Genomic DNA, 23,859 nt, shown 5'->3' on the forward strand with positions numbered 1-23,859 from the left:
GAGATTCGGGCTCTGGCAGCGGGAGGCCGCTTACCGGCGAACCGACTGCTCACCGGCGATGGGAGCCGCTTGCAGGGGGTGCTTACGCAAGCAGGGAGGCCGCTTGTGTAAGCACCCCTCCCCGCCCGGTTGACGATTACACTGCGCCACCACGATGGCTGGCAGCGCGCGGCCGGCTCGCTAGAAACGATCTCCCAGGCTCATCCTGCGGTGCGCCTCGCGGGCACGTTCGTCCGCCAGCGCGGACCCGTAGCGGCGCATCACCGTGTGGGAGCGCCACCCGCCGAGCCGCATGAGGTCGTCCTCGTTCCCGCCCTCGGCCTTCCAGGTGTGGGCGAACAGGTGGCGCAGCTGGTGCGGGTGCAGCTCGAAGCCGAGAGCGGCGGCGCGATCCCGGACCATGACTCCGATCATGTGGTACGACAGGCCGGACGCACGCTGCTCGGTGAGCCACAGATCGTCGAGACGCGCCCCCTTGTGGCGGGACCGGGCCCGCAGGTACCGGTCGAGAGCCTGGGCGGTCTTGGCGCCGAACGGGCAGACCCGCGGCCGGTTGCCCTTGCCGGTGATGTACGCGATCTGGGCGTCCAGATCGATGTCGGCGACCTTGAGTGCCGCGCACTCGCCACGGCGCATCCCGGTGTCCGCCAGGAGCCGGATGATGGCGTGGTCGCGCCGCGAGCGGAAGTCCCGCCCGGCCGTCGACCTGAGCAGGGCGGTGACCATGTCCGCCGCGGGCACCTGCACCGGCTTCTCCGGGACGCCGGGCCGCTCCAGCCCCGCCATCGGGTTCGCCGGCAGCTCCTCCTCCGCGACACACCACGTGAAGAACCGGGAGCACGCGGCGAAGCGGACGTAGACGGTCGCCGGGGCGTAGCCCGAGCCGTTCAGCTTGGCGAGCCAGTCGACGGTCGCGCTCCGCAGCCCGCGCACGTCGAGGTCTTCGAGCTGGCGCTCGGCCAGGAACTGGTCGAGCGCGGTGACGGCGATCCGGTACTGCTTGATCGTCGTCTCGGGTTTGGCGGCGGCCCGCAGGCTTCGCAACCAAGATCGAATGAGCGGCGCCAGGGGTCCGTCGGCGGTAGCCACGGACACCAGTTTACCGTTGTAGGAGCGCGGTGCAACAAGATATTCGATCTTCTTTGCAGCAAACCTGCAGGTCAGAGGCCTGAACGATCTTCTCTGTAGGCGTCGATGACCACGGTGAACTGGCCGTTCACGGTTACGTCGGCGAGGCCGCCCGCGACGGCGCCCACCCCGGGCAGGTCGACGTGCGCGCGGACGCACACGACGAAGCGGGCGCCTGGTTCGAGAGTGGCGGCGCCGTCGCCCGGGTTACCCGCGCCGCAGTCGGCTCCCTGCGGGGCGAACCTGACCTCGGGCGCGCCGTCGATGCCCTGGTCGGTGAAGGCGAGCTGGGCGGCAAGCCGGGCGCGTTCGAGACCCGCGGTCTCGCTCTGTGAGGTCGCGAAGGCGCGCCCGGCCTCCCGGGCGGCCTGCGTCACACCGAAGGCCGAGCGCTGGACGGCGAACACGGCCAGGAAGAGGTAGACGAACGGGATGAGGAGCACGATCGAGAGCCCGACAAACTCGATCATCGCCGAACCCTGATCGCGGTCGGCACGCCCCGCGACGTTCGTCAGGTCCGTGGCTTGCGCCGGACCCACGGCTTGCGCCGGGCCCGCGGCGTGCGTACCGGCGGCGGTCGGTTCGGGCGTCACGGGGTCTCCTTGACCGCGTGGCCGGTCACCGTCACGGTGACGCCGTCACCGAGTGGGACAAGGCTGAGCGGCACCACGACCGTGCAGGTCACCTGGACCAGGGGGATGTCACCGGGGCCGGCCTCGTCCTGCCCCGTGCAGACGGTGTCCGCGCGGCCGGGGAGCGTCTCGGCGATGAGCCGCTGGGCGTAGGTTCCGCCCTCGCTCGCCGGTACCTCCAGGTTGGCGGCGTGGCGCGCGCCCTCGGCGGCGTCCGCGGCCAAAGTGTTGCGCACGTGCAGGACCAGCCCGACCTGGATGACGCCCAGGATGAGCATCAGCAGCAGCGTCCCGACCAGGACGAACTCGACGATCGCGGACCCGCTGTCACCGTCACCGGTCACCCGATCCGCGGGGACGTTCGGGACGGCCGGCCCGCCCCAGCGCCACGGGAACCGTGGCGGCCACCTGCGCACAGCCGCGATCGTTCAGTCGCCGGCGATGCCGGTCACCTGTTCGATGGCCGAGGTGAACAGCGTCTGCAGGGCCGGCGTCGCCAGGGTGGCGATCGCGACCACCAGCGCGGCCGTCATGACGGTCACCATCACCCAGCCGGGCACGTCCCCGCGGTCGGCCCCGCGCAGGGCCAGCCGCTCCCGCCGCGCCGCCCAGCGCGACACCGCTCGTGCCGCGGCCCAGCCGCCGTCCCGGGCCCTCGCTCCGAACTTTCTCATGGTCCCCTCCCTCATTTCGATCTGATGCCGCTCGATCTGATGCCGCAGGTCACTGCGCGATCACCGTGAAGCTGACGAGCGCCGGATAAAAGGCGAAGATCACCGTCGTCGGCAGGATGAGGAAGACCACCGGGATCATCATCGCGATCTCCTTGCGCCCGCCCGCCTCCAGCAGCTGACGCTTGCCCGCCTCGCGGACGTCCACCGCCTGCGCCCGCAGGACGTCCGCCAGGGGTGTGCCGCGCTCGATCGCGACGGCCATGCCGTCGACGAACCTGGCCAGCGGCGGCAGTGACGTGCGGGTGGCGATGCCCTCCAGGGCCTGCACGAGCGAGGCGCCCGCGTGCGCGTCGGCGAGCGCGAGCCGCAGCTCGGTGCCCAGCTCGCCGTGGGTCAGGCGGCTGACCCGCTCCAGCGCGCCGATCGCGGACTCCCCCGCGGTGACGGCGAGCGCCAGCAGCTCGGCGACGGTGGGGAACTCCATGAGCATGCGGTCCTCGCGCTCACGGATCGCCCGGGTGAGCCACCAGTCCCGCGCCAGGATCCCGCCGGCGGCGCCGGCGACCACCAGCGCGATCCCGACAAGGGCGGGCGGCCCGACCCCGAACAGCGTGCGCATCGCCAGGACGAGGGCGCCGAGCAGGGCACCGGCGACCGCGCAGATCACCTGCTGCACCCGGAACTCCTCGACGGGGGTGCGCCCACCCGCCTGGACGAGCCGCCGGTTGAGGGCCACCCGGCCGCCGAGGAAACCGTCGAGGCGGCGGGCTGCGTCCTCGACGAACGGTCGGACCAGCGCCTCCACCGCTCCGAGCCCGAACCGCGCGGCCCCGCTCCCGGCCATGGCGGGACGCCCGCCCGCCTCCCGCGTCGTGCCGGAGGAATCCGACGCGGAGTGCCCGCCGCGCCGGGCGCCGTCCGCCAGCAGGCGCGACGGGACCGGCGTGTCGCGCAGGTACGGGTCGAGCCGGTCGGCCAGCCGCACCTTCCGCGCGGGTGGCGACCGGTAGATCACGATGACGAGACCGACGCCCAGGACGAGCCCGAGCAGCGCGCCCGCGGCCACCGTGCTCACCGAGCCGCCCCCAGCTCCCGGCCCACCCGTCCGCCCGAAGATCCACTCATGGCCGCAGCACCCGTCCCTCCTCGGGCAGGCGCCCGATCCGCTTCATGAGCACGTACGCCAGGACGGAGACCCCGGCGCCACCGAGGAGCACCAGCACCCCGGTGGGGCTGTCGTAGGCCTGGATGTTCTCGCCGCGGCTGGCGAGCAGCAGCAGGACGATCCACGGCGCCGCCATCGCGAGGCGGGCGGCGTTGACCGTCCAGGCCTGGCGGGTCTCCAGCTCCGCGCGGGTACGGGCGTCCTCGCGCAGGAAGGTCGACAGGGTGCGCAGCAGCCGGCCGAGGTCGGTGCCGCCGACCTCGCGGGCCATCCGCAGCGACTCGATGATGCGGTCCGCGACGGGGTCGGCGAGATCGTCGGCGAGCCGGTCGAGGCAGGTCGAGAACGAGCCGGTCGCGCGGTAGTCCTCACCGAACCTGGTGAACGCCGGGCGCAGCGGCGCCGGGCCGCGCACGCCGACCGCGGCCAGTCCCTCAGGCAGCGACATGCCCGCGCGCACGGCGCTGGCGAGGTTGTCGACGACGTCCGGCCACAGCTCGCGCAGGTCGTGCATGCGGGCCCGGCGCCGGCGCAGCACGAGCTGGCGCGGCAGCACCGAGGCGAAGGCACCGAAGGCCACGGCCAGCGAGAACGTGCCGGAGAAGACCAGGATGACCAGGCCGGCCACCAGCCCCAGGGCGGCGCTGATGAGGACGAACTGGTGCGCCGTGACGCCGCGGATCCCGGCCTGGGCCAGTGTCTCGCGCAGGCTGCGGGCCCAGGAGGCCTCGGCGCGCGCGCCACCGGCCCGCGGACGCCCGCTCGCCACGATCAGGAAGAGGCCGAGGCCGAACAGCAGGCCGAGGAAGATGCCCATCAGCGCTCGACCGCGATCTGCGCGTACGCCCGCTCGTGCTCGCTGGGAGCGAGCAGCGTCGGCAGGTCGAAGCCGGCGCGCAGGTACCGCTCGGGATGGGGCGGGAACCCGTCAGCGCGCACGAGCATGTTGCCGCGGGTCCGGAAGATCTGGGCGACCTCCACCGTGTCGCCCTCGGTGCGGCCCGGCAGCGCGGCGATCTCGGTGACCCGCCGCCGGCCGTCCGCCTCCTTCGACAGGTGAACGACCAGGTCCACGCTGGAGGCGACGGTGGGGACCACGAAGGAGTGGGTGACGTTCTCGCCGGCCAGCAGCGGCAGGGTGCACAGCTTGGTCACCGCCTCGCGGGCGGAGTTGGCGTGCAGGCTACACATTCCGGGCAGGCCGGAGTTGAGGGCGATGAGCAGGTCGAGCGCCTCCTCCTGGCGCACCTCGCCGACCAGGATCCGGTCCGGGCGCATCCGCAGCGCCTCCTTGATGAGCCGGCGCAGCCGGATCTCCCCGGTGCCCTCCAGGTTCGCCTGCCGGGTCTGCATGGCCACCCAGTCGGGCGCGCGCAGCCGGAGCTCGAAGACCTCCTCGACGCTGATCACCCGTTCCCGGGCGGGGATGGCGGAGCCGAGGCAGTTGAGCATGGTCGTCTTCCCGGCCTGGGTGCCGCCGGCGACGATGACGTTGAGGCCGGAGATGACCGACGCCTCCAGGAACATCGCGGCGTTCGGGGTGATCGTCCCCAGCGCGACGAGCTCGTCGAGGCTGCCGGCGGACAGAACGAACTTCCGGATGTTCACCGACCAGTGCACCCGGGTGACGTCCGGGATGACGACGTGCAGGCGGGAGCCGTCGGGAAGCATGGCGTCGACGAACGGGGTGGAGAGGTCGACCCGGCGCCCGGACGACTTCAACATGCGTTCCACCAGGTCCTGCACCTGGTCCTGGGTGAGAATCGTGGTGGTCAGCTCGCTGCGCCCGTGCCGCGCGACGAACACCCTGCCCGGCTCGTTGATCCAGATCTCCTCCACGGCCGGATCGTCGAGATGGCGTTGAAGCGGCCCGAAACCGGCGACGGCGTCGTAAACCGAACGAGCGGTCGCATCCCGGTCGACGACGGGTGGGAGATCACTGGTGAGCGCACGTTCCTCGTAGTCGACGAGAACCGCGTCCACAAGTTGACGAATGAGGACGGGTTCCCGCTCCGGGTCGAGGGAACGCCGCCGGATCAGTTCACGGACCTCTCCTTCCACGTGAGAGGTCGCGTCCGGCCAGTTCCCGCGTGCTGCCGCCACGGAGAATCGCCGCTCCTCTTCCATATTCACGCGGCCAGCCCCCCACGCTTCGGACATCAGCTACGAAGCGTAGGAAGCGGGTCACTCGACATCAACCCTTCCAAGCGGGTACGCAAGCAACAACGTTCGCACAACCTCGGACGGCCGTCGGCGCCGGGTCGGACCACTACCAGCCACGCAGCGCGCGAGCTCCTACCACCCACCGAGGGGATAACTACCCTCTGTCACCGATCTTCGGTGTCACTCTCGGCGCCGGCGTCCGCTCCGCGGTGGCCCACCATCCCCTCCCGGCGGGTACCCGCGACCGCCGCGAGCCCGTCCCGATGAATGGATACGGGAATCAGATCGGCGCCGAAACGCCGACCGCGTGCGCCACCATCGATGCACCGAAGCGGTAACCTGCCGGCGGTCAGAAACCCGTACGTCGCACCACCACACAGGAAACCGACAACGCGCGGTCCGCGCCGACCGGTGGAACTCCCCCACACCACCTTCCAGGTCGCCGACCGCCGCCGACGCCTGCCTCGGGGGTCATTCACGTGCCCGGTCAGCCAACGTCCCGCCTCACCGAACGCCCGCCGGGCACAGCTGTTCCATCGTCACCACCCATACCGGCCGCGATGCCGGCCCCCCGACCGACGCCTTCCCGGGACCTGCGATGAACGCCGACCACGACGCGAACCCCGCCGATATGTTCGCAACCGCATGGGACGTCTTCCGGCGAATTGTCGACAACTGCCCGGTCGGGATATTCACCGCAGATGTCTCAGGCCGGCACGTCTTTGTGAACCGGCAGTGGTCCGTGCTGACCGGAGTTTCCCGGGACAAGGCGGTCGGACGAGGCTGGGAACGAGCCGTGCATCCGGAGGACGTCCGGGCCGTCACCAGCCAGTGGCGTCAGCTGGTCACCGAGGGTGACGAGCTGACGGTTCAGATCCGGCTGCTCCGGCCGGACGGATCCGCCCGGCCGGCGATACTGCGCGCCGCTGCCGTCGTCGGTGAGAACGGCCACCGCCGCTTCGCCGGAACCCTCACAGCCGTGCCGGACGGCAGCGCCTCCGCTCCCACGGGTATCCCCGCCGACGGTCTGGACGCGGTGGCGTTCGAACGGGGATCCGGGTCGGCGCTCGGCGAGCAGGGCTCCGCGGCGCCGGAGACCGCCGGGATCGACTCGCCGATCGGTGACGACCTCGACGACCTCGGCAGTCTGTGCTCGGAAACCATCGAGCTGCTACGTGACGAACTCGAGCGCTTCGACGTGGTCACCGACGATCTCTGGTATCCATCCGACGACGTCAACGACCACGGCAGACCGGGCTGGGCGGTGCCCGCACCCCGCCGCCCGCTGTCCGCCGAGTTCGATCCGCCGTTCGTGGACCCGCCGTTCGATCGGCCCTTCCCGGAGCCACCGTTCAAGGACCCGTTCAAAGAGCCGCCGTTCGCGGAGCCGCCGTTCGCGGAGCCGCCGTTCGCGGAGCCGCCGTTCGCGGAGCCGCCGTTCACCGGGCAGCTGCCCGGCCCGGCGCGGGGCCGGTCGACCGGGCCGGGCTCCACCGGTCCGGTGGTGAACGGCGGACGGGACGGCGCCGACCCCGCTGGTGCCGACCCCTCTCGTGCTGACTCGGCCGGCGCTGACGGACAGGGCTTTCCCTCGTACGTTCCCCGTTCGGGGTCGGCCCGGGGCGGCGCCCTGCCGCCCGGAGCCGAATGGCGGGCGGCGGTCAGCCCGCATGGGGCGCTGCCGGGGCCACCACCTCCGGTGCCGGGCCGCGCGCCGGAGGCTGGCGGCCGGCCGCCGGGGGCCTTCTGGCGCCCGGTACCCCCGCAGCGGTCGGAGCCCCTGATCGCGGGGCCACCCGGAGCCCACCATTCCAGCGGCGACGGTGCGTGCGGGTGCGCGCTCTCCGAGATCCGGCGGCTCTCCGACGCCTGTCACGAGCGCGAGCGCTGGCTGACCACACTGCTGGCCGAGCTGCCCTCGGCAGTCCTCGTCGCGGACGCGGACGCCCAGGTGGTGGCCGTGAACCAGGCGTACTGCGACCTGTTCGAACTGGCCGAGTCGCCGGTGGACCTGGTCGGCACGGACTGCCGGACGCAGATGCGCCCGATACCGGGCCTGGTGGAGGACCCCGCGGGCTTCGCCAGCCGGCTGGACACCCTCCTGCGTCGGCGCCGTACGACCCGCCGCGAGGCGGTCATGTTCGCCGACGGCAGGGTGTTCGAACGCAGCCACATCCCGCTCGCGGGACCGAACGGCTACCACGGCCATCTGTGGCTGTACGTCGACGTGACCGATCGGCGCATCGTCGAGGCCGAGATCGAGGGTCTCATCTCGGGGCTCTGACCAGCCGCCGACTGACAGGACGAGTGGGCTCGGGCGTCGGGCCCACCCGTCCGGTGCGTCGGTGCGAACGGCGCCTCAGGCCAGGCCGCTGTGGTGCCGGGCCTGAAGGTCACGCGCCTGACCGACCCAGTCGTCGGTGACGATCCGATCGCCGAATCCGTCCAGCTTCTTCGCCAGCCGGTCGACGTCGGTGTCGCCCATCGTGGCCAGCTGGCGGAACGTCGTGATGCCCAGGACCCGCAGCCGCGACTCGGTCACCGGCCCGACCCCGACGATCTCCTTGAGGTTGTCGGTGGACAGCACGGGCTCGGCCGGGCCTCCCCACGACGCCCCGGAGAGGTGGAACCGGCCCGCCGACTCGGGACCCGCGTTCCATCCGCCGGCGAGCGTGCCCACCGCCGGGCGCCCGGTGACGCCCGCGGAGACCGCGGCGCCGACCAGCGCCGCGCCGATCAGTTCGAGGTCGTCGTCACGGGACCCCGGGATGACATGGACGAGTGGGCCGGCCTCGAAGGCTCCGGGCCCCGTGGAGGTCAGGTGCTCCGCCCCGATCGACTCCCTGGCCCAGGTGAGCTCGACCGAGGATGATGCCGGCTCCATCTTGACCGGCTCGACCTCGACCGGCTCCTGCTCGGTCAGTTCCTGCTCGGTCAGTTCCTGCTCGGCCGGCGCCTCGTGCACCGCGTAGACCTCCTTCGGCTCGTCCGCGACCCGGTCCGTCTCGCTCTCGGCCTGAACGGGCTCGACCGTTGCGATGGCCTCGGGCTCATCAACGGATACCGGGGGGAGCGATACCGCCGGCCGAGTCTCCTCGGCCTCGGCGATCCGGGCGAGGAGCTTGATCCGCTCTGCCGCCCACTCGGCCTGGTGCCGGTCGAGGCGGGTGCTCATCGTCGCGACCTGCCGCTGCGCTGCCTCCGCGTCGGTGCGGACCATGGCGAGCCGGGAGGAGAACCGGGCCGCGCGCGACTCCGCCTCCTCCAGTTGCTCACGCAGCCTGACCGTCTCCCGGGCAAGGTCGGCGACAGTTGTGACATCACCGTGGTCGGCGAGTGCGGCTGCGTCCGGGGTGACGGGAGCGTCCTCCGGCTGGGCGACGCCGGCGGTGCCCGCGTCGACGGCCGGTGCCGCGTGCAGCGCCGCTTCGATCTCACTGATCCGCGCCTGCGCGATCGCGACCTGGTACTCGGCCGCCGCGACTCGCTGCTCGGACTCGATGGCCTGCTGTTCCGCGGCGACGAGCCGGGTCGTCAGGCTCGCCTTCTCCGCGGCCCATCGCTCCTCCTGGTCACCCAGGCGCGCCATCAGGTCGGCGAGATCCGCTTGTTCGACCCTGGGCGCCAGCGGCGGCCAGGTGTCGTCGTCGAGAGGCTGCCCGAACCCGGCATTCGTCTCGGCCACGGGGTCGGCTGTGACAAGATCGGGGTGGCGCGCGCCCAGGTCGCTGTCGACGCCGGGATCACGCGCGGGCGCGCCGCCGGATCGACCGGGGGTGGAGGCCGAGGTGGCGCCCCCTCCTGCCGACCCGCCCCGGGCGGCCCGCGCCCGGGCCGCCCTGGCCGCCCGGGCCTGCGCGGCCTGCTGGCGCCGAACCGGCGCGGCGAGGAAGACCCAGGCGAGCGCCGCACCGACGATCATCGCCAGCAGCACGAATACCAGAATCTGCCCAGCGAGATAGAGCACGGTTCACCAGCCTCCTACGTCACGCCACAGATGCACCGAGATCAAGGAACGCACGACGGAACGCCCACGTCGACCCCGGGGAAGCCGCGGAACACGCGACGGACCAGCCGAAACCGGACCATGCACACGCTCCGCAAGACGAGCTATTGGGTGAGCAACCAGCTCAGCAACAACACTATTCGGTGCGTTGATCGATGCCCGCCGCGGGGAGTCATGAGCAACGCGAAGACGACAAGTCACCTCGGACCCGCCGCCTCGTCACCCACTTACGACAACGACCGACCAACAGATCTCGTCAACTCATCTCCTCTAGATCAATCGAACGACAAACATCGCCTCTTGGTTGTTGCCCGATTGTCATCACACCGACTCCGGCTCGTCCCGCAACGACGTCCTGCGTGGGTGTTGGGCGTGGGTGTTGGGCGTACGCGGGCCCGCGGGCCCGGTCAGAGCAGGTCCGGCAGCTCCTGCGTCGCGAACCAGAGGAGCTCGAACCCCTCCGCGCCGTCGACGACGAAGGCCGCGTCGTCGCTGCCGAGGTCGGCCTCCAGCACGGCCGCGACGGCGGCCCGCACCGCGGCCTGGGCCTCGGCGTCCGACGGGTCGTCGGAGTGAACGGCCCGGACGACGGCCAGCGGCACCGGCTCGAGGACCTCGACCGCGCCTCGATCCAGGTCGTCGCGAACGCGCACCAGCCGCTCGTCGACGTCCGCGGCGAAGACGAAACGCCGCGGCGGCGACTCGGGGTCGGCGTCGAGCAGCCGCAGGCTCGCCCGAGCCGCGTCCTGCAGCGCCGCGAACTCCATCTCCTCGACGTCGGACTGGCTGTACCACTCCCGCACGGCAGGAGTGACCGCGAACGCCATGCCGGGTGGCACCTTCCGCTCGTGCAGCACCGCGCGGGCGGCCGTCAGCGTTGAGGGAAGGTAGACACGCATGTGCCCAGTGTGGCAACCCGCTGTCAGCCGACCAGACCGAGGTCCGCCTTCTGGTCCGCGGCGGTGGTCGCCGCCGCGCGGCCAAGTGCCTCCCGGCCACCGGCGCGACGTCCCGGACCGCTCGCGGTGGCACCGGAGTCACCCGGGCCAGCCGTTGTTCCCGCCGTCGCTGTTCCCGCCGCCCGCGTGGCGCGGATGGGACGGGTGGGGCGCGTGTCGGCGCCGAGCGCGGTTCGCAGGGCGGCGGCCGAGGTTCGCAGCGAGGTCTCGAACACCTCCGCGCGGCGTGTCAGGTCCATGACGTTCCCGCCGATCACTTCTAGATCCTCCGGACCCGGGCACAGCGCTGTCACCCGGGTGCCGGCGGCCTCCAGCAGCTCGATCTCGCGGGCCAGCCGTCGCGTCGCGGCCCGGCGCATCTGCCGCTCCACCCGGGCGATGGCGCCACGCGGGCGGTCACTGTCGAAGGAGCAGGCCGGCGCGAGCACGAGCACCTCGTCCAGTTCCTCCTCGACCAGCAGGTCCAGGGACGCCGGTGATCTGGTGCCGCCGTCCACGAAGCGCCGGCCGGCGATCTTGATCGGCGCGTACCAGCCGGGGATGGCACACGAGGCCATCACCGAGTCGGGCAGGGCCGCCCGCGGCGCGTCCGGGGAGCCGAAGAGCACCCTGCCGCCCGAGTCGAAGTCCATCGCGACGACGCGCAGCCGGGGGGACCGCGGCCAGCCGTTCGCCGCCAACGAGACGGGCTGACGTCCCCGGCCCGCGCCGGGGGGCACCGCGGCCGAGCGCTTGGCGGCCAGCGCGTCCAGTGGATGCTCGATCCGGGCGGCCGTCTCGGTCACGAGATCACCGATCGCGGCGATCTGGCCACGGCCCTGCGGGAGCAGCGCCGCGAGCGCGACCATCGGCGTCGCCCGGCGGGGATGCAGAGCGGTCGTGGTCAGCAGCCGCGGCGAGCCCATCCGCATCCGCGGCCTGGGCGGCAGGGACGCTCCGAGATCGCGGTAGTCCAGCACGGGGTAGCCCGGCTCGAAGATCCCACGCTCGGAATTGACCATCACGTCCGCGCCGACCCCCAGGCCGAGCAGCGCCGCGATGACCGATCCGGCGGACGTCCCGAGTACCAGGTCGTGATCCCGGACGTCGATGGCCTGTTCGGACTCGACGGCCCACAGTGCGCCGATCATCCAGGCTGAGCCGAGCACTCCGCCGGCGCCAAGCACCAGCCCCCTGCGCGAAGCCCGCTTCCTCGGCATTGCGTCACCTCCCGACGCGGTGCACCCGGCCACGCACACGGGTCGTGGTGCGCGTACGACACCGATGTCGCCGCTCCCGCGCGCGGGCCGTCCGCGCCCCATCAGGTACAACCGGGCCGGCCCGGCAGTTGTGCCGGCCCGCAGCCCGCCCCGGCCCGGCCCGCGTCGACGCGGGGTGCCGTGGCCGGCGCTGCGATGCCTACTCCGGCGGCTCGCTCTCCTCGGGGAAGCTGGTCTCGAGTACTCCCCAGGCCCGCAGCCGCTCGGCGAACTCCTGTGGCGTCGTGTCGTGCAGCAGGGCCAGCGCCCGGACGTCGCCGTCGCGGATCGACAGCACATGCCCGGCGTAGTCGTCGCGCTGGCGCTGAATCTGCGCGACCCATCTGCGCACCAGTGCGGACGAATCGGGCGGCGCCTCGGCGAGCTTCTCCAGATTCAGCACGGTACGGGGCCTGCGTTCCCGCGGCGGCAGCTGATCCTCATTTGGCAGGAGCGCGGACACCGGAACACCGTAGAAACCGGCGAGCTCCGACAACTGATGAACGCTGATCATTCTGTCACCGCGCTCGTAGGAGCCGACCGCAGCGGTCTTCCACCGACCGCGCGACTTCTGTTCGACGCCCTGCAGCGACAACCCCTGCTGGATCCGGATTGCCCGCAGGCGACCACCCACGGCCTTCGCGTACTCCCGGCTCACCCGACACACCCCCAGCCGTCTCGAACGAGCATCGACGTGCCCCCGTCACCACGCTGAGCTGGGTGGCGACGTTACACGCACACACTAACTTAACGTCCCCGAAAGCGACGGTTCACCATCCGACAGGTCATTGATGCGGATCGCGGCGAGTCCGCCACTCAGGCTGGATACGATTTGCACGATTTGCATCAGGTCGCTCACCGCTGGACGTGGTTCCCAACCCCCTTATCACCCAATGCCAGGGCTTCGCCACTACTCGCGGGGAACCGTTCGACAATTCGATGCCCCCGAATCGCTCCCCGTAACCGCAGCAGGCGCAGACCGCCGCCGCCGAGGCCCACCGAATGTCACAGCAGCCATAGCTGGGCGGACGAAATCCCCCGGACTGGGCCAAATGTCACCCAAGAGATTCGTGATGCCAGTTAGGCGCACTCCGGAGGAACGACTTCCGGAGACCGCCCACGGCCGGCGTGTCGGGGCGCGTCGGGACGACACGCGAGGAGCCGGGCGGGGCCGAGTGGGCCGGGCCTGAGGCGAGCCGGGCTGGGGCACTCTGGGCTGGGGCACTCTGGGCTGGGGCGGTCAGCGCTGAGCGCGGCGTAGCGCGGAGCGCCGGCGCCGCCCCGAACCGGACACCCCCGCCAGGAGCGCGGCCAGATCCCGCACCGCAAGCCGGGCCGGCGATGCCGGGGCGATGTCGCGCAGGAGCTGACCGGACGCGGCTGCCGCGTCCAGGCCCGCCAGATCGTAGGGGACGAGCGCCACCGGCTCGCGGCCGGTGTGCCGGGCCATCGCCCGCGACACCTCACGACGCGGGTCACCGCCCACCACCGAGCCCCGCAGCTTGTTGACCACGATCAGCGGATCGACGTGCGGAACCACCTCCCGCAGTTCCGACAGCCCACGGACGAAGCGAACCAGCCCGACCGGCTCCGCGGACGCGACAGCGAGCACCGAGTCGGCCGCGCCGAGCACGGCCAGTGTGGCGCCGTTGCGCCGCGGCGCGGCCGTGTCGAACGACAGCTCCTCGTCCGTCTCCAGGCAGAAGCCGCAGTCGACGATCACGAACGACGCGAGCCGGCGCGACAGCGCCAGCACCGTCTCGATGGAGGCGGGACGCAGCTCCGGCCAGCGGGACGGCCGCGAGATACCCGGCAGCACCCGCAGACCGCCGCCGAGATCCCGACACAGCACCGCCAGGCGAGGGACGTCCAGCAGGCCCTGGTTCGCCGAGCGCGCGGCTGCCGCGAGGCCCGGCGCCTCCTCGAGCAGCCCGACGTGCTGGCCGACCGAGCCGCCGTACGAATCCGCGTCGATAAGCAGGGTCGGGGTGCCGAGAGCGGCGAGCTCGGCGGCCAGGCCCAACGCGATCGTCGTGCGCCCCGGCGAGCCCACCGGCCCCCAGACCGCGAGCACCCGGCCCTCACCGGGCTCGCCGGCCTCGGTCTGGTCGGCCGCCGGCACCGCCGGGGCGAGTGGGTCGAAACCCATCAGCGGCTCGCTGAACGCCGCGGGCAGCGCGGGCAGACCGGCGAGGTCGGCCAGCGCGCGCGACGCCTCCACGACCGCACCCGCCACCGCCTCCGCGGTCGCGTCCGCCGGGATCACCGCGACGACGCCGAGCTGGCGCAGCCGGCGGTCGGCGTCCTCGTCCCCCGGCGCGATCAGGCCCACGACGGCCACACCGGACGCCGCCAGCCGCACCAGGGCGTCCCTGTCGAGGCGGCGCAGATCGGCCGACAGCAGGGCGGCACGGGCAGCCCCGGTCGTCGCGGCGGCGAGCAGATCGGGCAGGTCGACACACCGGCGGACAACCGTCACACCGAGATCACGACGGTCGAACGCCGAGACGAGGCCGGCCTCGACCACCGAGTCGGTGACGGCGGTCAGGATCGGCAGGCTCACCGACCGTACCCCGGAGCGGAGGACGGGCCGCCCGATCCGACCTCGCCGCGGGCGTCCCGCTCCAGCTTCACGACGTCGACCCGCTCGCTCTGCGACGCCGCCACCGCCCGGATGGCGTCATCCACCGGAACCCGCAGGGACAGCGACCGGTCGCCGCTGTTGAGCCTGTCCTGCGCGACGAACTCGACGTCGTGCAGCACCTGGATCTCGACGCCCGCTCCGGCCACGGCCTGCCCCTCCTGCGCGGGCTGCGCCGGGTCGCCGCCTGTCTCGGGCGGCGCGGCGGCTCCCGGCTGGTACACGAAGACGTCCACGTGATCGCCGGGGGACAGGTCGGGGACCCGCCCGGCCTTGACGATCACCGGGACGAGCCTGGTCGCGGCGGCGCCCTCGCCGGCGAAGTCGGCGCCGCTCAGGAGTTCGCCCGAGCTGACCGGACGGGCCAGGGTGGCGCCCAGGAGTTCGCTGCGGCGGTCACCGGGGTAGTAGCGGTCCGACGTCGCGCCGTCCAGGTGGGCGGTGGCCGTGGTCAGGTCGCTGTCGACGACGATGTGGCCGGCCGGCAGGTCGGCGGCGGCGATCACCCACTGCCTGGTTCGGTCCGCGGTCGCGAACAGGCGCGCGCCGGCGACGACGGACACCAGCACCAGCAGGACGCCGATCAGCAGCCGCGAGTCGCGCCAGCGGCGGCGCCCGAGCCTGCGCGCCGGGGGTGACGGCGGCACCGGCGGGGTCGGCTCCGGTCGCGCCGGCGCGACGGTCAGCTCGGTCACCGGGCCCTCCTCACTCCTCGCCCGCGGCGATCTTCACCAACGGTCGTCCTCACCGACGACGGCATGTGCCGTGCCGGCGACGTCCTATGACGGCCACCGAAGAACACACCCCGGTCGCAGAGCGTACGTGGCCGACGATCCCGAACCCAGTCGAAACGGTGATACAGCATCAAGCCGTCACCGTCGCCGCGTTACAGCCTTTCCCCACATAGGACGCCTGGCTGGGCCCTGGCGATGCGCGGCGGCGGCGACGGGCATAAGGAGGTCGCCGACCGGCCGCGCGAGGTCGCCCGCCGGCCGCGCGCGTCCGGGTCTGGCGGCCGGTTACCGGTTGCCTGTCCCATCGATCGGTATCGCGAGCAGTTATCCACAAGCCGAGGCATTCGAACGCGATGCGAGGCGGGAAGTCTGATACACAGGTAAGACGCGCCGACCGTCACCGGAGAGGAGGCGTTGATGAACGACCGCTTCCTTCAGCTCAGCGACGTGGCAGAGATCCTCAACATCTCTGCCAGCCAGACGTACGCTCTCGTTCGCTCCGGTGAGCTGCCCGCCATCAAGATCGGCGGGCGGGGCCAGTGGCGGGTCGAGCGCAGCGAGCTCGAGGCCTACATCCAACGCGCGTACGAGCAGACCCGCGCCTTCGTGGCCGCCAACCCGATGAGCCGCAACGAGACTCTGCCCGAGGACTGACCCACCCCGAACACCCGCACCCGGGCCGGGCGGCTGGACGTCCAGCCGTCGGTCGCCGGGGTTTCAGCCGCGCCGGATGAACGCGAGGCCCTCGAGGGGCACCGTCCAGCCGGAGCGCACCTCGCCGCGGCGGGCGAACTCGCCCAGCGGATGTTCGGCGAGCTCGACGAAGTCCGCGCCGACGCGCAGCAGCGTCCCGGTCAGCTGCCCGCCGCCGAGCAGGGCGACCGCGCAGGCCGCCCGGTCGCGCACCAGGCCGCGCAGCACATGGCGCAGGTCGAGCCGGGCCGCGAGACGGCCCTCGTGCCCAGGCTGCGCCGACACCGTCGGCAGGCCGCGCACCGCGAGCAGCGACGATCTCGGCACCAGCACCTCCGCCGGGCCGGACTCGGACAGCAGGAGCCAGTCAACCCCGAGCGCGGTGAGCCGCCCGGTGACGGCGGCGGGGCCGGCCGTCGGCCCGCCCCGCAGCAGGCATCTCACCTCGGCGCCCACCGCCGGTCGCAACCGGTCGAGCAGCCGGAGGTAACCGGCCTCCCGCCGCGTCCGGTCAGCGATCTCCGCTTCGAGCTCGGCCGCCTCGACGGCCTCCCACTGCAACTCAAGATCGGCGAACAGGTCCTCCCAGCGCATCGCGGCGCCAACCTCCATTTCTACAGGTCAACCGTCACGACCCCGATCAGACGAAGCAGGACGGATTGACATACGCCTTTCGGCGGGTTACACAAGCAAACGTAACCAAACGGCCTCTGCCGTAGTTCGGCTCCCTGACCCCGAGCCAATCCGGAGGCCGACATGGCTACCGATAGCAGCCATGTCCGCCCATGAGCGATGTACTTCGGCACAGCCGGTATATCGCCCATGGCCGGCACCGCTCCCATACCCGGACGGACGGTCACCAAAGATGATCTCAGGGGCGCGGCGGGACGCGGCCGCCAGGGTGGGCAGCGCCGTGCTCGCCCTCGGTGTCGCGGCGGTGCTGATCCTGCTGGGCCCGCGGCTGGCGGACCTGCCGTCGAGCCCCGGCGACATCCCCACGTGGTTCGCCGACGAGCCGGAGCTGGCGTTCGCCAACTGCCTCGGCATCATCGCCTGGATCTGCCTGCTGTGGCTGTGCGCCGGAGTGGTGCTCGGCGTCCTGGCCGCGCTGCCGGGCGCGGCCGGCCGGGTGTTCGCCGCGCTCGCCCGCCGGGTCCTGCCCGGCGCGGTGCGCCGGATCGTCGAAATCGGCCTCGGGGTGACCCTCGTGGCCGCGAGCGTCAGTCCCGTTCTCGGCGCCAGCCCGGCTTCGGCCGCCACCGGCCCGCCCGCCGCCACGGCGTCGGCGAGCATGTCGGCGGACGCTTCGGCGGGCGCCCCGGCCATCGGGCCGACGGGCGGGCTGGCCGCGTCCCAGCGCGGCTGGCCCTACCTGGGCCACCCCGACGCGGCGTCCGGCACCGGGCGTGGCCTGCCGGACGACGTCCAGGTCGTGCCGATGACCCCGGTCAGCGCGGCCGATCCACCCACCCGTGCGCAGCAGCCGCCGGCTCCCGCCACGGCCGCCCCTGACCCCGGCACCGCGCCCACGGACCGATCGGCCACGGCGACCGCGCGCGGATGGCCCTTCCTCGGCCATCCCGACCGGGCCGAGCACACCGATCAGTCGGGCCAGGCCGGCCAGCCGTCCGGCACCAGCACGCCACGGCCCACAAACCCGACCCCAGGTGCACCGGCCCCCAGTGCGCCGGCCCCCAGTGCGCCGAGCACCACCGCTCCGGCGCCCGCCGCCGCAGCGCCCAGTGCTTCCGCGCCTTCCGGCAACGGCGGGGGTGATCCCCTCGTGCCCTCCGCGCCGCTCGGCACGGGCACGCCGGGCACGGCGCCCGGCGCATCCCCGGGCACTCCCCCGACGAATCCGGGCGCGGCCGCGGAGGTCGTCGTGCTACGCGGAGACAGCCTGTGGACGATCGTCGCCCGTCACCTCGGGCCCACCGCCACGACCGATCAGATCGCGGCCGAGTGGCCGCGCTGGTGGTCGGCGAACGCCGACGTGATCGGGCCCGATCCGGATCTTCTTCTTCCCGGCCAGCGGCTCCTGCCGCCGCCCAGTCCCTGACCCCGGCTACAGCCACCTGCCCGGCCCAGGTCCCTCGGTGCCTGGGCGATGACGCCCCACCATCCCCCGAAAGGTCCGCCGTGACCGCGACGACCGCCCTGACCCTGCCCCGTCGCCGGCGTCCCCATGTCGCCACAACGCCCCGGTTGATGCCCGTGCGTCCCATCGACCCGCCCTACGACGATGAAACCGTCCCACCCGAGCAAACCGCGCCGGCCGGGCGAGCCCCGGGAACCGACCGGTCCGTGGGTGCCCGGTATTCACGAGTCGCGGCGCCGACCACCACGCCAAACGCCCCGTCGACCGCCATGGGCGCGCCGGCCAGGACGGTGTCCCGCGCCGAACGCGGCGCCGCCCGCCACCTCCTGCCGGACCAACGGACCCTCCCGTGGCCGCGGCCCGCCCGAACGACCCGCACGCCGGCGCGCCAGCCAGCGGACGGTGCCACCGCGGCGAACGGTGCCACCGCCGCCGCGGTGGCACCGCGGCTCGCGGCACGGGCACCGACGGGCCCGGGGACGTCACCGGACCCGCGCCGGACCGCGGCCGTCGTCGTGCGAGTGATCATCGAGGTGTTGTCCGGAGCCCGCCCGGCCGCGCATCTGGCCCCCTGGAGCACGGCCGCCCTGCAGAGCGACTTCCAGCGGACGGCCTCGTCTCTGGCCACCCGCCAGCCTTCGCAGGTGCGCAGCGTGCGGGTCAGCGAGCCGCTGCCCGGGGTCGCGGAGGTCAGCGCCGTGGTCAGCAGGGGTCCCAGGGTGCGGGCGCTCGCGCTGCGGATGGAGCACGCGGCCGGCCGCTGGCAGGTGACGACCCTCCAGCTCGGCTGATTCTCCAGCTCGGCTGGCCCGCCAACTCGGCTGACCGGCCAGCTCAGCCAACCGGCCAGAGGCGGGGCGGAGAGCTCCGGCGACGCACCCGCCCCACCTCTGGCTTTCCGGTGGTTCCGTCAGTCGTTGCGGCGGGCCGGATCGCCGTGGCAGCGCTTGTACTTCCGCCCCGAGCCGCAGGGGCAGGGCGCGTTGCGTGCCGGGCGGGCCGTTCCGCCCTCGCCAGCGCCGCGGGACACGCCGCCGCCGGCCGAGCGCGGCCCACCACCGCCGGCACGGGACAGCTCGGACCCGTTGTCGACGGTCGTCACCGTGGACGAGCCGCCGTCGACGGACGGCGCCGTGTAACGCAGTCCGCCGGTCGGGCGGTGCGGTTCGAGGCCCTTGACGAAGACGGGCGGCGGGGACGCCGGCACCGGGGCCGGCGGAGGCTCGGGAGCGGTCCGCGCGGGCTGCGCCGGTGCGGGCGCGGCCGGGGTGACCAGCGGCACCGCGCCGACGGACACGGAGCCGTGCTCGGCCGGGGTGGCCGGGGTGGGTGGCGTGCCGGCCGGGGCCGCGGGCGCTCCTTCGGGCGCGGTGCCGCTCTGGTCGGTGTCCCGCCCCGCTACCTGCACCTCGACGTTGAACAGGAGGCGGACTGACTCCTCCTTGATGCCCTCCATCATCGTCTGGAACATGTCGAAGCCCTCGCGCTGGTACTCCACGACCGGGTCTCGCTGCCCCATCGCCCGCAGGCCGATGCCCTCCTGCAGGTAGTCCATCTCGTAGAGGTGCTCACGCCACTTGCGGTCGAGTACCGCGAGCACCACCCGGCGCTCCAGCTCACGCATGACGGCCTCGCCGTCCGGCTTGTCGCCGAGGTCGGCCTCGCGCCGGTCGTAGGCGTCCTGCGCGTCCGCCTGAAGATCCTCGAGCAGGAGGTCGGAGGTCAGCCCCTCGCGGTCGTCGGTGCCCGGCGCGTCGACGCCGACCGGGTAGAGCAGGCCCAGGCCCGACCAGAGGGTTTCGAGGTCCCACTCCTCCGGGTACCCGTCGGCCGTCGCGCCGCGCACATAGCCCTCGACGGTGTCATCGACGAAGTGGCGAACCTGCTCGTGCAGGTCGGCGCCCTCCAGGACCTTGCGGCGCTCCTCGTAGATGACGGTGCGCTGCTTGTTCATGACTTCGTCGTACTTGAGGACGTTCTTGCGGATCTCGAAGTTCTGGCCCTCGACCTGGGTCTGCGCGGAACGGATCGCGCGAGTCACGATCTTGGACTCGATCGGGACGTCGTCCGGGATGTTGAGGCGGTCCATGATGCCCTCGACCGCCGCGGCGTTGAACAACCGCATGAGGTCGTCACCGAGGGAGAGGTAGAACCGGGACTCGCCGCGGTCGCCCTGACGGCCGGCACGGCCGCGCAGCTGGTTGTCGATCCGGCGGGACTCGTGCCGCTCGGTGCCGAGCACGTAGAGGCCACCGGCGTTGACGACGTCCTCGTGCTCGGCCTTGACCGACGCACTGGCCTTCTCCAGCGCCTCGGGCCAGGCCGCCTCGTAGTCGTCCAGGGTGTCGACCGGGGACAGGCCGCGCTGGCGCAACTCCGCGTCGGCGATGAACTCGGGGTTGCCGCCGAGCATGATGTCGGTGCCTCGGCCGGCCATGTTCGTCGCCACGGTGACCGCGCCCCGCCGGCCCGCCTCGGCGATGATCATCGCCTCGCGCTCGTGGTTCTTGGCGTTCAGCACCTCGTGCCGGACACCCCGTTTGGTGAGCTGCTTGGACAGGTACTCCGACTTCTCCACGCTGGTCGTGCCGACCAGCACGGGCTGGCCCTTCTCGTGCCGCTCAGCGATGTCCTCGACGACCGCGTCGAACTTCGCGATCTCGGTCTTGTAGACGACGTCGGCCTGGTCGGTGCGGGCCATCGGCTTGTTGGTCGGGATCGGCACCACGCCGAGGGCGTAGATCTGGTGGAACTCGGCGGCCTCCGTCATGGCCGTACCGGTCATTCCGGACAGCTTGTCGTAGAGCCGGAAGTAGTTCTGGAGAGTGATCGTCGCCAGGGTCTGGTTCTCCTGCTTGATCTCGACCTTCTCCTTGGCCTCGATCGCCTGGTGCATTCCCTCGCTGTAACGGCGGCCATGCAGGACGCGACCGGTGAACTCGTCGACAATGAGGACCTCACCGTCGGTGACGATGTAGTCCTTGTCCCGCTTGTAGAGCTCCTTGGCCTTCAGCGCGTTGTTGAGGTAACCGACGAGGGGAGTGTTCACCGACTCGTACAGGTTCTCGATGCCGAGCTGGTCCTCGACCTTCTCTACGCCGACCTCGCTGATCGAGACCGTCCGCTTGCCCTCCTCGACCTCGTAGTCGACGTCCCGCTCGAGCAGGGGGGCGATCCGCGAGAACTCGGTGTACCAGCGGGTCGGGTTGTCGGCCGGGCCGCTGATGATCAGGGGCGTGCGGGCCTCGTCGATGAGGATGGAGTCGACCTCGTCCACGACGGCGAAGTGGTGGCCGCGCTGGACCAGCTCCTCGGCGCTCCAGGACATGTTGTCGCGCAGATAGTCGAACCCGAACTCGTTGTTCGTGCCGTAGGTGATGTCGCACCGGTACTGCTGGCGGCGCACCGACGGCGGCATCTGGGGATGGATGACACCGACCGAGAGGCCGAGAAACTTGTGGACACGGCCCATCTTCTCGGCGTCGCGCTGGGCCAGGTAGTCGTTCACCGTGACGATGTGGACGCCGTCGCCGCTCAGCGCGTTGAGGTAGGCCGGCAGCGTGGAGACCAGGGTCTTGCCCTCACCGGTCTTCATCTCGGCGATGTTGCCCAGGTGCAGCGCCGCGCCGCCCATGATCTGGACGTCGAAATGGCGCTGGCCGAGCGTGCGCCGCGCCGCCTCGCGCACCGCCGCGAACGCCTCGGGCAGCAACGAGTCGAGGGTTTCCTCTTCGCTGGCCAGGCGCTGGCGGAACTCGTCGGTCATCCCGCGCAGCTCGGCGTCGGTCAGACCGGTGAAGTCGTCCTCGATGAGGTTCACCTGCTCGGCGATCGCCTTGAGCTTGCGCAGAATCCGGCCCTCACCGGCACGCAAGATCTTGTCTAGAACCACGGCGAAACTCCTCCGGCAGGCATGTCGGCGAGGCTCACCGACAACCAAGATGCTAGCCCCTCGATCGCCACCCACGGCCCGTCCTCGGACCGGCGGCGGCGCGCCGGGATCGGGAGCCGCGCACCGCGCCCAGGTCGCCGCGGCGCCTCCCTCCCCCGCGAGTACACAACGACCGAGCGGCGGCGCCCGTGCCCGGCCTGGCAACGCGTGCCGTGGCCCGCCGGCCATCGTCGGAAACGTCTCGCGCCCACCACCGAATCGGTGCCGACGGCGGGCCGCGAGCACGCCGCCGCGGCCCGGGGTGCTGGCATCGTGGCGGTATGCGTTCCGACACCGGATCCGGTCCCGGCCCCGTCCCCGGCCCCTGGCTGCCCCCCGCGCGCCGGCCCGGGCCGGGCGCCGAGCGCGCCGTCCAGCGGATTCCGCTCGAGCCCGTCGAGATCACCGCGGGTGCGCTGCACCTACGTCCCTGGAAGGCCTCGGACGTCGACGCCGTGCGCGGGGCCTGTCAGGATCCCGAGATTCCGCGGTGGACGCGGGTCCCCGTTCCCTACACGAGAGACCACGCGGAGGACTTCGTCTGCCGGCAGGCGCCGGAGGCGTGGGCGACGGCGACGGGCACGCCGCTGGCCGTCGTCGACGCCACCACCGAAGCGCTCCTGGCGTCGGTGGCCCTGCAGGACCTGACCGACGAGGGGGACGCGGAGATCTCCTACTGGTGCGCCGCCGACGCCCGCGGCCAGGGCGTGGCCACCCGGGCGGCGGCGGCGCTGCTGCGTTGGGGGTTCGGCGCCCTTGGGCTGGAACGCGTCGAGTGGCGCGCGGCGGTCGGAAACCACGCCTCCCGCCGGGTGGCGGAGAAGCTCGGGTTCACCCTCGACGGCACGCTGCGCAGCGCGATCGTCCTGGGGGACGGCGTCCGCCACGACTGCTGGATCGGCACCCGGCTCGCCACGGACCCGCCCGTCTGACCGCCGCCCTGCGGCCCGCCAACGGACCCGGCTGACCGCCGCCGCGCGGCTCGGCGGACACCGCGGGCCCGCCGGGCGAGAGGCCGTCAGGTGATCTCGAGCAACTTCTCCCGCACCGCGTACACCACCGCCTCCATCCGGGAGTGGAGCTGGAGCTTCTCCAGGATGTTCCGGATGTGGTTCTTCACCGTGTTCTCGCTGATGTAGAGCTGCTTGGCGATGTCCCGGTTGTTCAGCCCCTTGGCGACCAGGCGGAGGACCTCCATCTCCCGGTCGGTCAGCCGCGGTGTCGGGAGCTGCGGGCGGTCGTCCTTCGTCTTGATCATGGCCGCGAACTCGCTGAGCAGCTTGGAGGCCATGGACGGGCTGATGAGGCTCTGGCCGTTGTAGACCGCCCGAATGTCCGCGGCGACCTCGTCGATCGAGATCTCCTTGAGGAGGTAGCCCATGGCGCCGGCCTTGATGGCGTCAAAGAGGTCGGCTTCCTCGTCACTTATCGTGAGCATCACGATCTTCGCGCTGGGCACCTTCTCCTTGATGGCGCTCGTGGCGTCGATCCCACCGCGCCTGGGCATGCGGACATCCATCAGGACGATGTCCGGCGCCATCTCGGCGGCCATCGTGACCGCCTCCGCCCCGTCGGCGGCCTCACCGACGACCTCGATGTCGACCTCCTGCGCCAGGACCATCTCCAGGCCGCGCCGGAACAGGGCATGGTCGTCAACGATGAGCACCCGGATGGGATTCGCCTCCGATGGCGTACGCAGCGCCTCCTCGGAACGCTGCTCGTCCACCGTCATCTCCGACCTCCCCTGGAACCGCTCCCGCGGGGTTGTGCCCCCGGCGTCGCGACGCCGGGGGCACA

The 23,859-nt window shown here is 72.2% G+C and carries 21 protein-coding genes; 5 read left to right on the forward strand and 16 right to left on the reverse strand.

Annotated elements, in window-relative coordinates:
* Positions 1–180 precede the first annotated feature (180 nt).
* From MXD62_RS33780 to MXD62_RS33810, 7 genes are all read right to left on the reverse strand, one after another.
* Complete coding sequence (locus MXD62_RS33780) at positions 181–1,044, reverse strand: tyrosine-type recombinase/integrase (protein WP_248833411.1); 864 nt, start codon at positions 1,042–1,044, stop codon at positions 181–183.
* 116 nt (positions 1,045–1,160) lie between these two features.
* The gene (locus tag MXD62_RS33785; RefSeq protein WP_248833412.1) at positions 1,161–1,721 is read right to left on the reverse strand and encodes a hypothetical protein; all 561 of its coding nucleotides are present in this window, start codon (positions 1,719–1,721) and stop codon (positions 1,161–1,163) included.
* On the reverse strand, positions 1,718–2,104 hold the full coding sequence (locus MXD62_RS33790; protein ID WP_248833429.1) for a TadE/TadG family type IV pilus assembly protein: 387 nt from the start codon (positions 2,102–2,104) through the stop codon (positions 1,718–1,720). Before MXD62_RS33790 ends, MXD62_RS33785 begins: the two co-directional genes overlap by 4 nt.
* 84 nt (positions 2,105–2,188) lie before the next feature.
* Positions 2,189–2,434, reverse strand: a complete 246-nt coding sequence (locus MXD62_RS33795) for a hypothetical protein (RefSeq protein ID WP_248833413.1) — start codon at positions 2,432–2,434, stop codon at positions 2,189–2,191.
* Between the two features lie 49 nt (positions 2,435–2,483).
* A complete protein-coding gene (locus MXD62_RS33800) occupies positions 2,484–3,509 on the reverse strand; it encodes a type II secretion system F family protein (RefSeq protein WP_248833414.1) in 1,026 nt (341 codons plus the stop codon).
* Positions 3,510–3,555: 46 nt separating this feature from the next.
* Positions 3,556–4,416, reverse strand: coding sequence for a type II secretion system F family protein (locus MXD62_RS33805; protein WP_248833415.1), 861 nt, complete (start codon positions 4,414–4,416; stop codon positions 3,556–3,558).
* A complete protein-coding gene (locus tag MXD62_RS33810) occupies positions 4,416–5,702 on the reverse strand; it encodes a CpaF family protein (protein WP_248833416.1) in 1,287 nt (428 codons plus the stop codon). Before MXD62_RS33810 ends, MXD62_RS33805 begins: the two co-directional genes overlap by 1 nt.
* Before the next feature lie 658 nt (positions 5,703–6,360).
* Here MXD62_RS33810 and MXD62_RS33815 point away from each other — a divergent pair.
* Positions 6,361–8,046, forward strand: a complete 1,686-nt coding sequence (locus tag MXD62_RS33815) for a PAS domain-containing protein (RefSeq protein WP_248833417.1) — start codon at positions 6,361–6,363, stop codon at positions 8,044–8,046.
* 75 nt (positions 8,047–8,121) lie between these two features.
* Here the strand turns inward: MXD62_RS33815 and MXD62_RS33820 are convergent, their stop codons facing one another.
* The 6 genes from MXD62_RS33820 to MXD62_RS33845 form a co-directional block, all read right to left on the reverse strand.
* Positions 8,122–9,729, reverse strand: a complete 1,608-nt coding sequence (locus MXD62_RS33820; RefSeq protein ID WP_248833418.1) for a hypothetical protein — start codon at positions 9,727–9,729, stop codon at positions 8,122–8,124.
* Between the two features lie 446 nt (positions 9,730–10,175).
* On the reverse strand, positions 10,176–10,667 hold the full coding sequence (locus MXD62_RS33825) for a hypothetical protein (protein ID WP_248833419.1): 492 nt from the start codon (positions 10,665–10,667) through the stop codon (positions 10,176–10,178).
* A gap of 23 nt (positions 10,668–10,690) precedes the next feature.
* Positions 10,691–11,926, reverse strand: coding sequence for a patatin-like phospholipase family protein (locus MXD62_RS33830; protein ID WP_248833420.1), 1,236 nt, complete (start codon positions 11,924–11,926; stop codon positions 10,691–10,693).
* Between the two features lie 199 nt (positions 11,927–12,125).
* Positions 12,126–12,623, reverse strand: coding sequence for a transcriptional regulator (locus MXD62_RS33835; RefSeq protein WP_020463278.1), 498 nt, complete (start codon positions 12,621–12,623; stop codon positions 12,126–12,128).
* Between the two features lie 582 nt (positions 12,624–13,205).
* Positions 13,206–14,528: a chromosome partitioning protein gene (locus MXD62_RS33840; protein ID WP_248833421.1), complete on the reverse strand. Its 1,323-nt coding sequence runs from the start codon at positions 14,526–14,528 to the stop codon at positions 13,206–13,208.
* On the reverse strand, positions 14,525–15,301 hold the full coding sequence (locus MXD62_RS33845) for an SAF domain-containing protein (RefSeq protein ID WP_248833422.1): 777 nt from the start codon (positions 15,299–15,301) through the stop codon (positions 14,525–14,527). Before MXD62_RS33845 ends, MXD62_RS33840 begins: the two co-directional genes overlap by 4 nt.
* A 456-nt stretch (positions 15,302–15,757) precedes the next feature.
* Between MXD62_RS33845 and MXD62_RS33850 the strand changes: the two genes are divergently transcribed.
* Positions 15,758–15,994 carry a helix-turn-helix domain-containing protein gene (locus MXD62_RS33850; protein WP_020463281.1) on the forward strand — a complete coding sequence of 79 codons (237 nt, stop codon included), beginning with the start codon at positions 15,758–15,760 and terminating at the stop codon, positions 15,992–15,994.
* A 63-nt stretch (positions 15,995–16,057) separates the two neighbouring features.
* Here the strand turns inward: MXD62_RS33850 and MXD62_RS33855 are convergent, their stop codons facing one another.
* Complete coding sequence (locus tag MXD62_RS33855; RefSeq protein WP_112108538.1) at positions 16,058–16,627, reverse strand: hypothetical protein; 570 nt, start codon at positions 16,625–16,627, stop codon at positions 16,058–16,060.
* A 271-nt stretch (positions 16,628–16,898) separates the two neighbouring features.
* On the opposite strand from MXD62_RS33855, the gene MXD62_RS33860 reads away from it, so the two are divergent.
* Positions 16,899–18,092 (forward strand): LysM domain-containing protein, encoded by a 1,194-nt coding sequence (locus MXD62_RS33860; RefSeq protein ID WP_248833423.1) that lies wholly within the window; start codon positions 16,899–16,901, stop codon positions 18,090–18,092.
* Positions 18,093–18,172: 80 nt separating this feature from the next.
* Positions 18,173–18,922: an Rv3235 family protein gene (locus MXD62_RS33865; protein ID WP_248833424.1), complete on the forward strand. Its 750-nt coding sequence runs from the start codon at positions 18,173–18,175 to the stop codon at positions 18,920–18,922.
* Between the two features lie 119 nt (positions 18,923–19,041).
* On the opposite strand, the gene secA is transcribed toward MXD62_RS33865, so the two are convergent.
* Entirely contained in the window at positions 19,042–22,023 is a 2,982-nt protein-coding gene (gene secA, locus MXD62_RS33870) for a preprotein translocase subunit SecA (RefSeq protein ID WP_248833425.1), read from the reverse strand.
* Between the two features lie 320 nt (positions 22,024–22,343).
* On the opposite strand from secA, the gene MXD62_RS33875 reads away from it, so the two are divergent.
* Positions 22,344–22,994: a GNAT family N-acetyltransferase gene (locus MXD62_RS33875; RefSeq protein ID WP_248833426.1), complete on the forward strand. Its 651-nt coding sequence runs from the start codon at positions 22,344–22,346 to the stop codon at positions 22,992–22,994.
* 86 nt (positions 22,995–23,080) lie between these two features.
* Here MXD62_RS33875 and MXD62_RS33880 read toward each other — a convergent pair whose 3' ends face one another.
* Positions 23,081–23,794, reverse strand: a complete 714-nt coding sequence (locus tag MXD62_RS33880; RefSeq protein ID WP_018505454.1) for a response regulator transcription factor — start codon at positions 23,792–23,794, stop codon at positions 23,081–23,083.
* Between the last annotated feature and the right edge of the window lie 65 nt (positions 23,795–23,859).

Source organism: Frankia sp. Mgl5, assembly GCF_023242985.1.
GTDB classification, from domain to species: domain Bacteria; phylum Actinomycetota; class Actinomycetes; order Frankiales; family Frankiaceae; genus Parafrankia; species Parafrankia soli.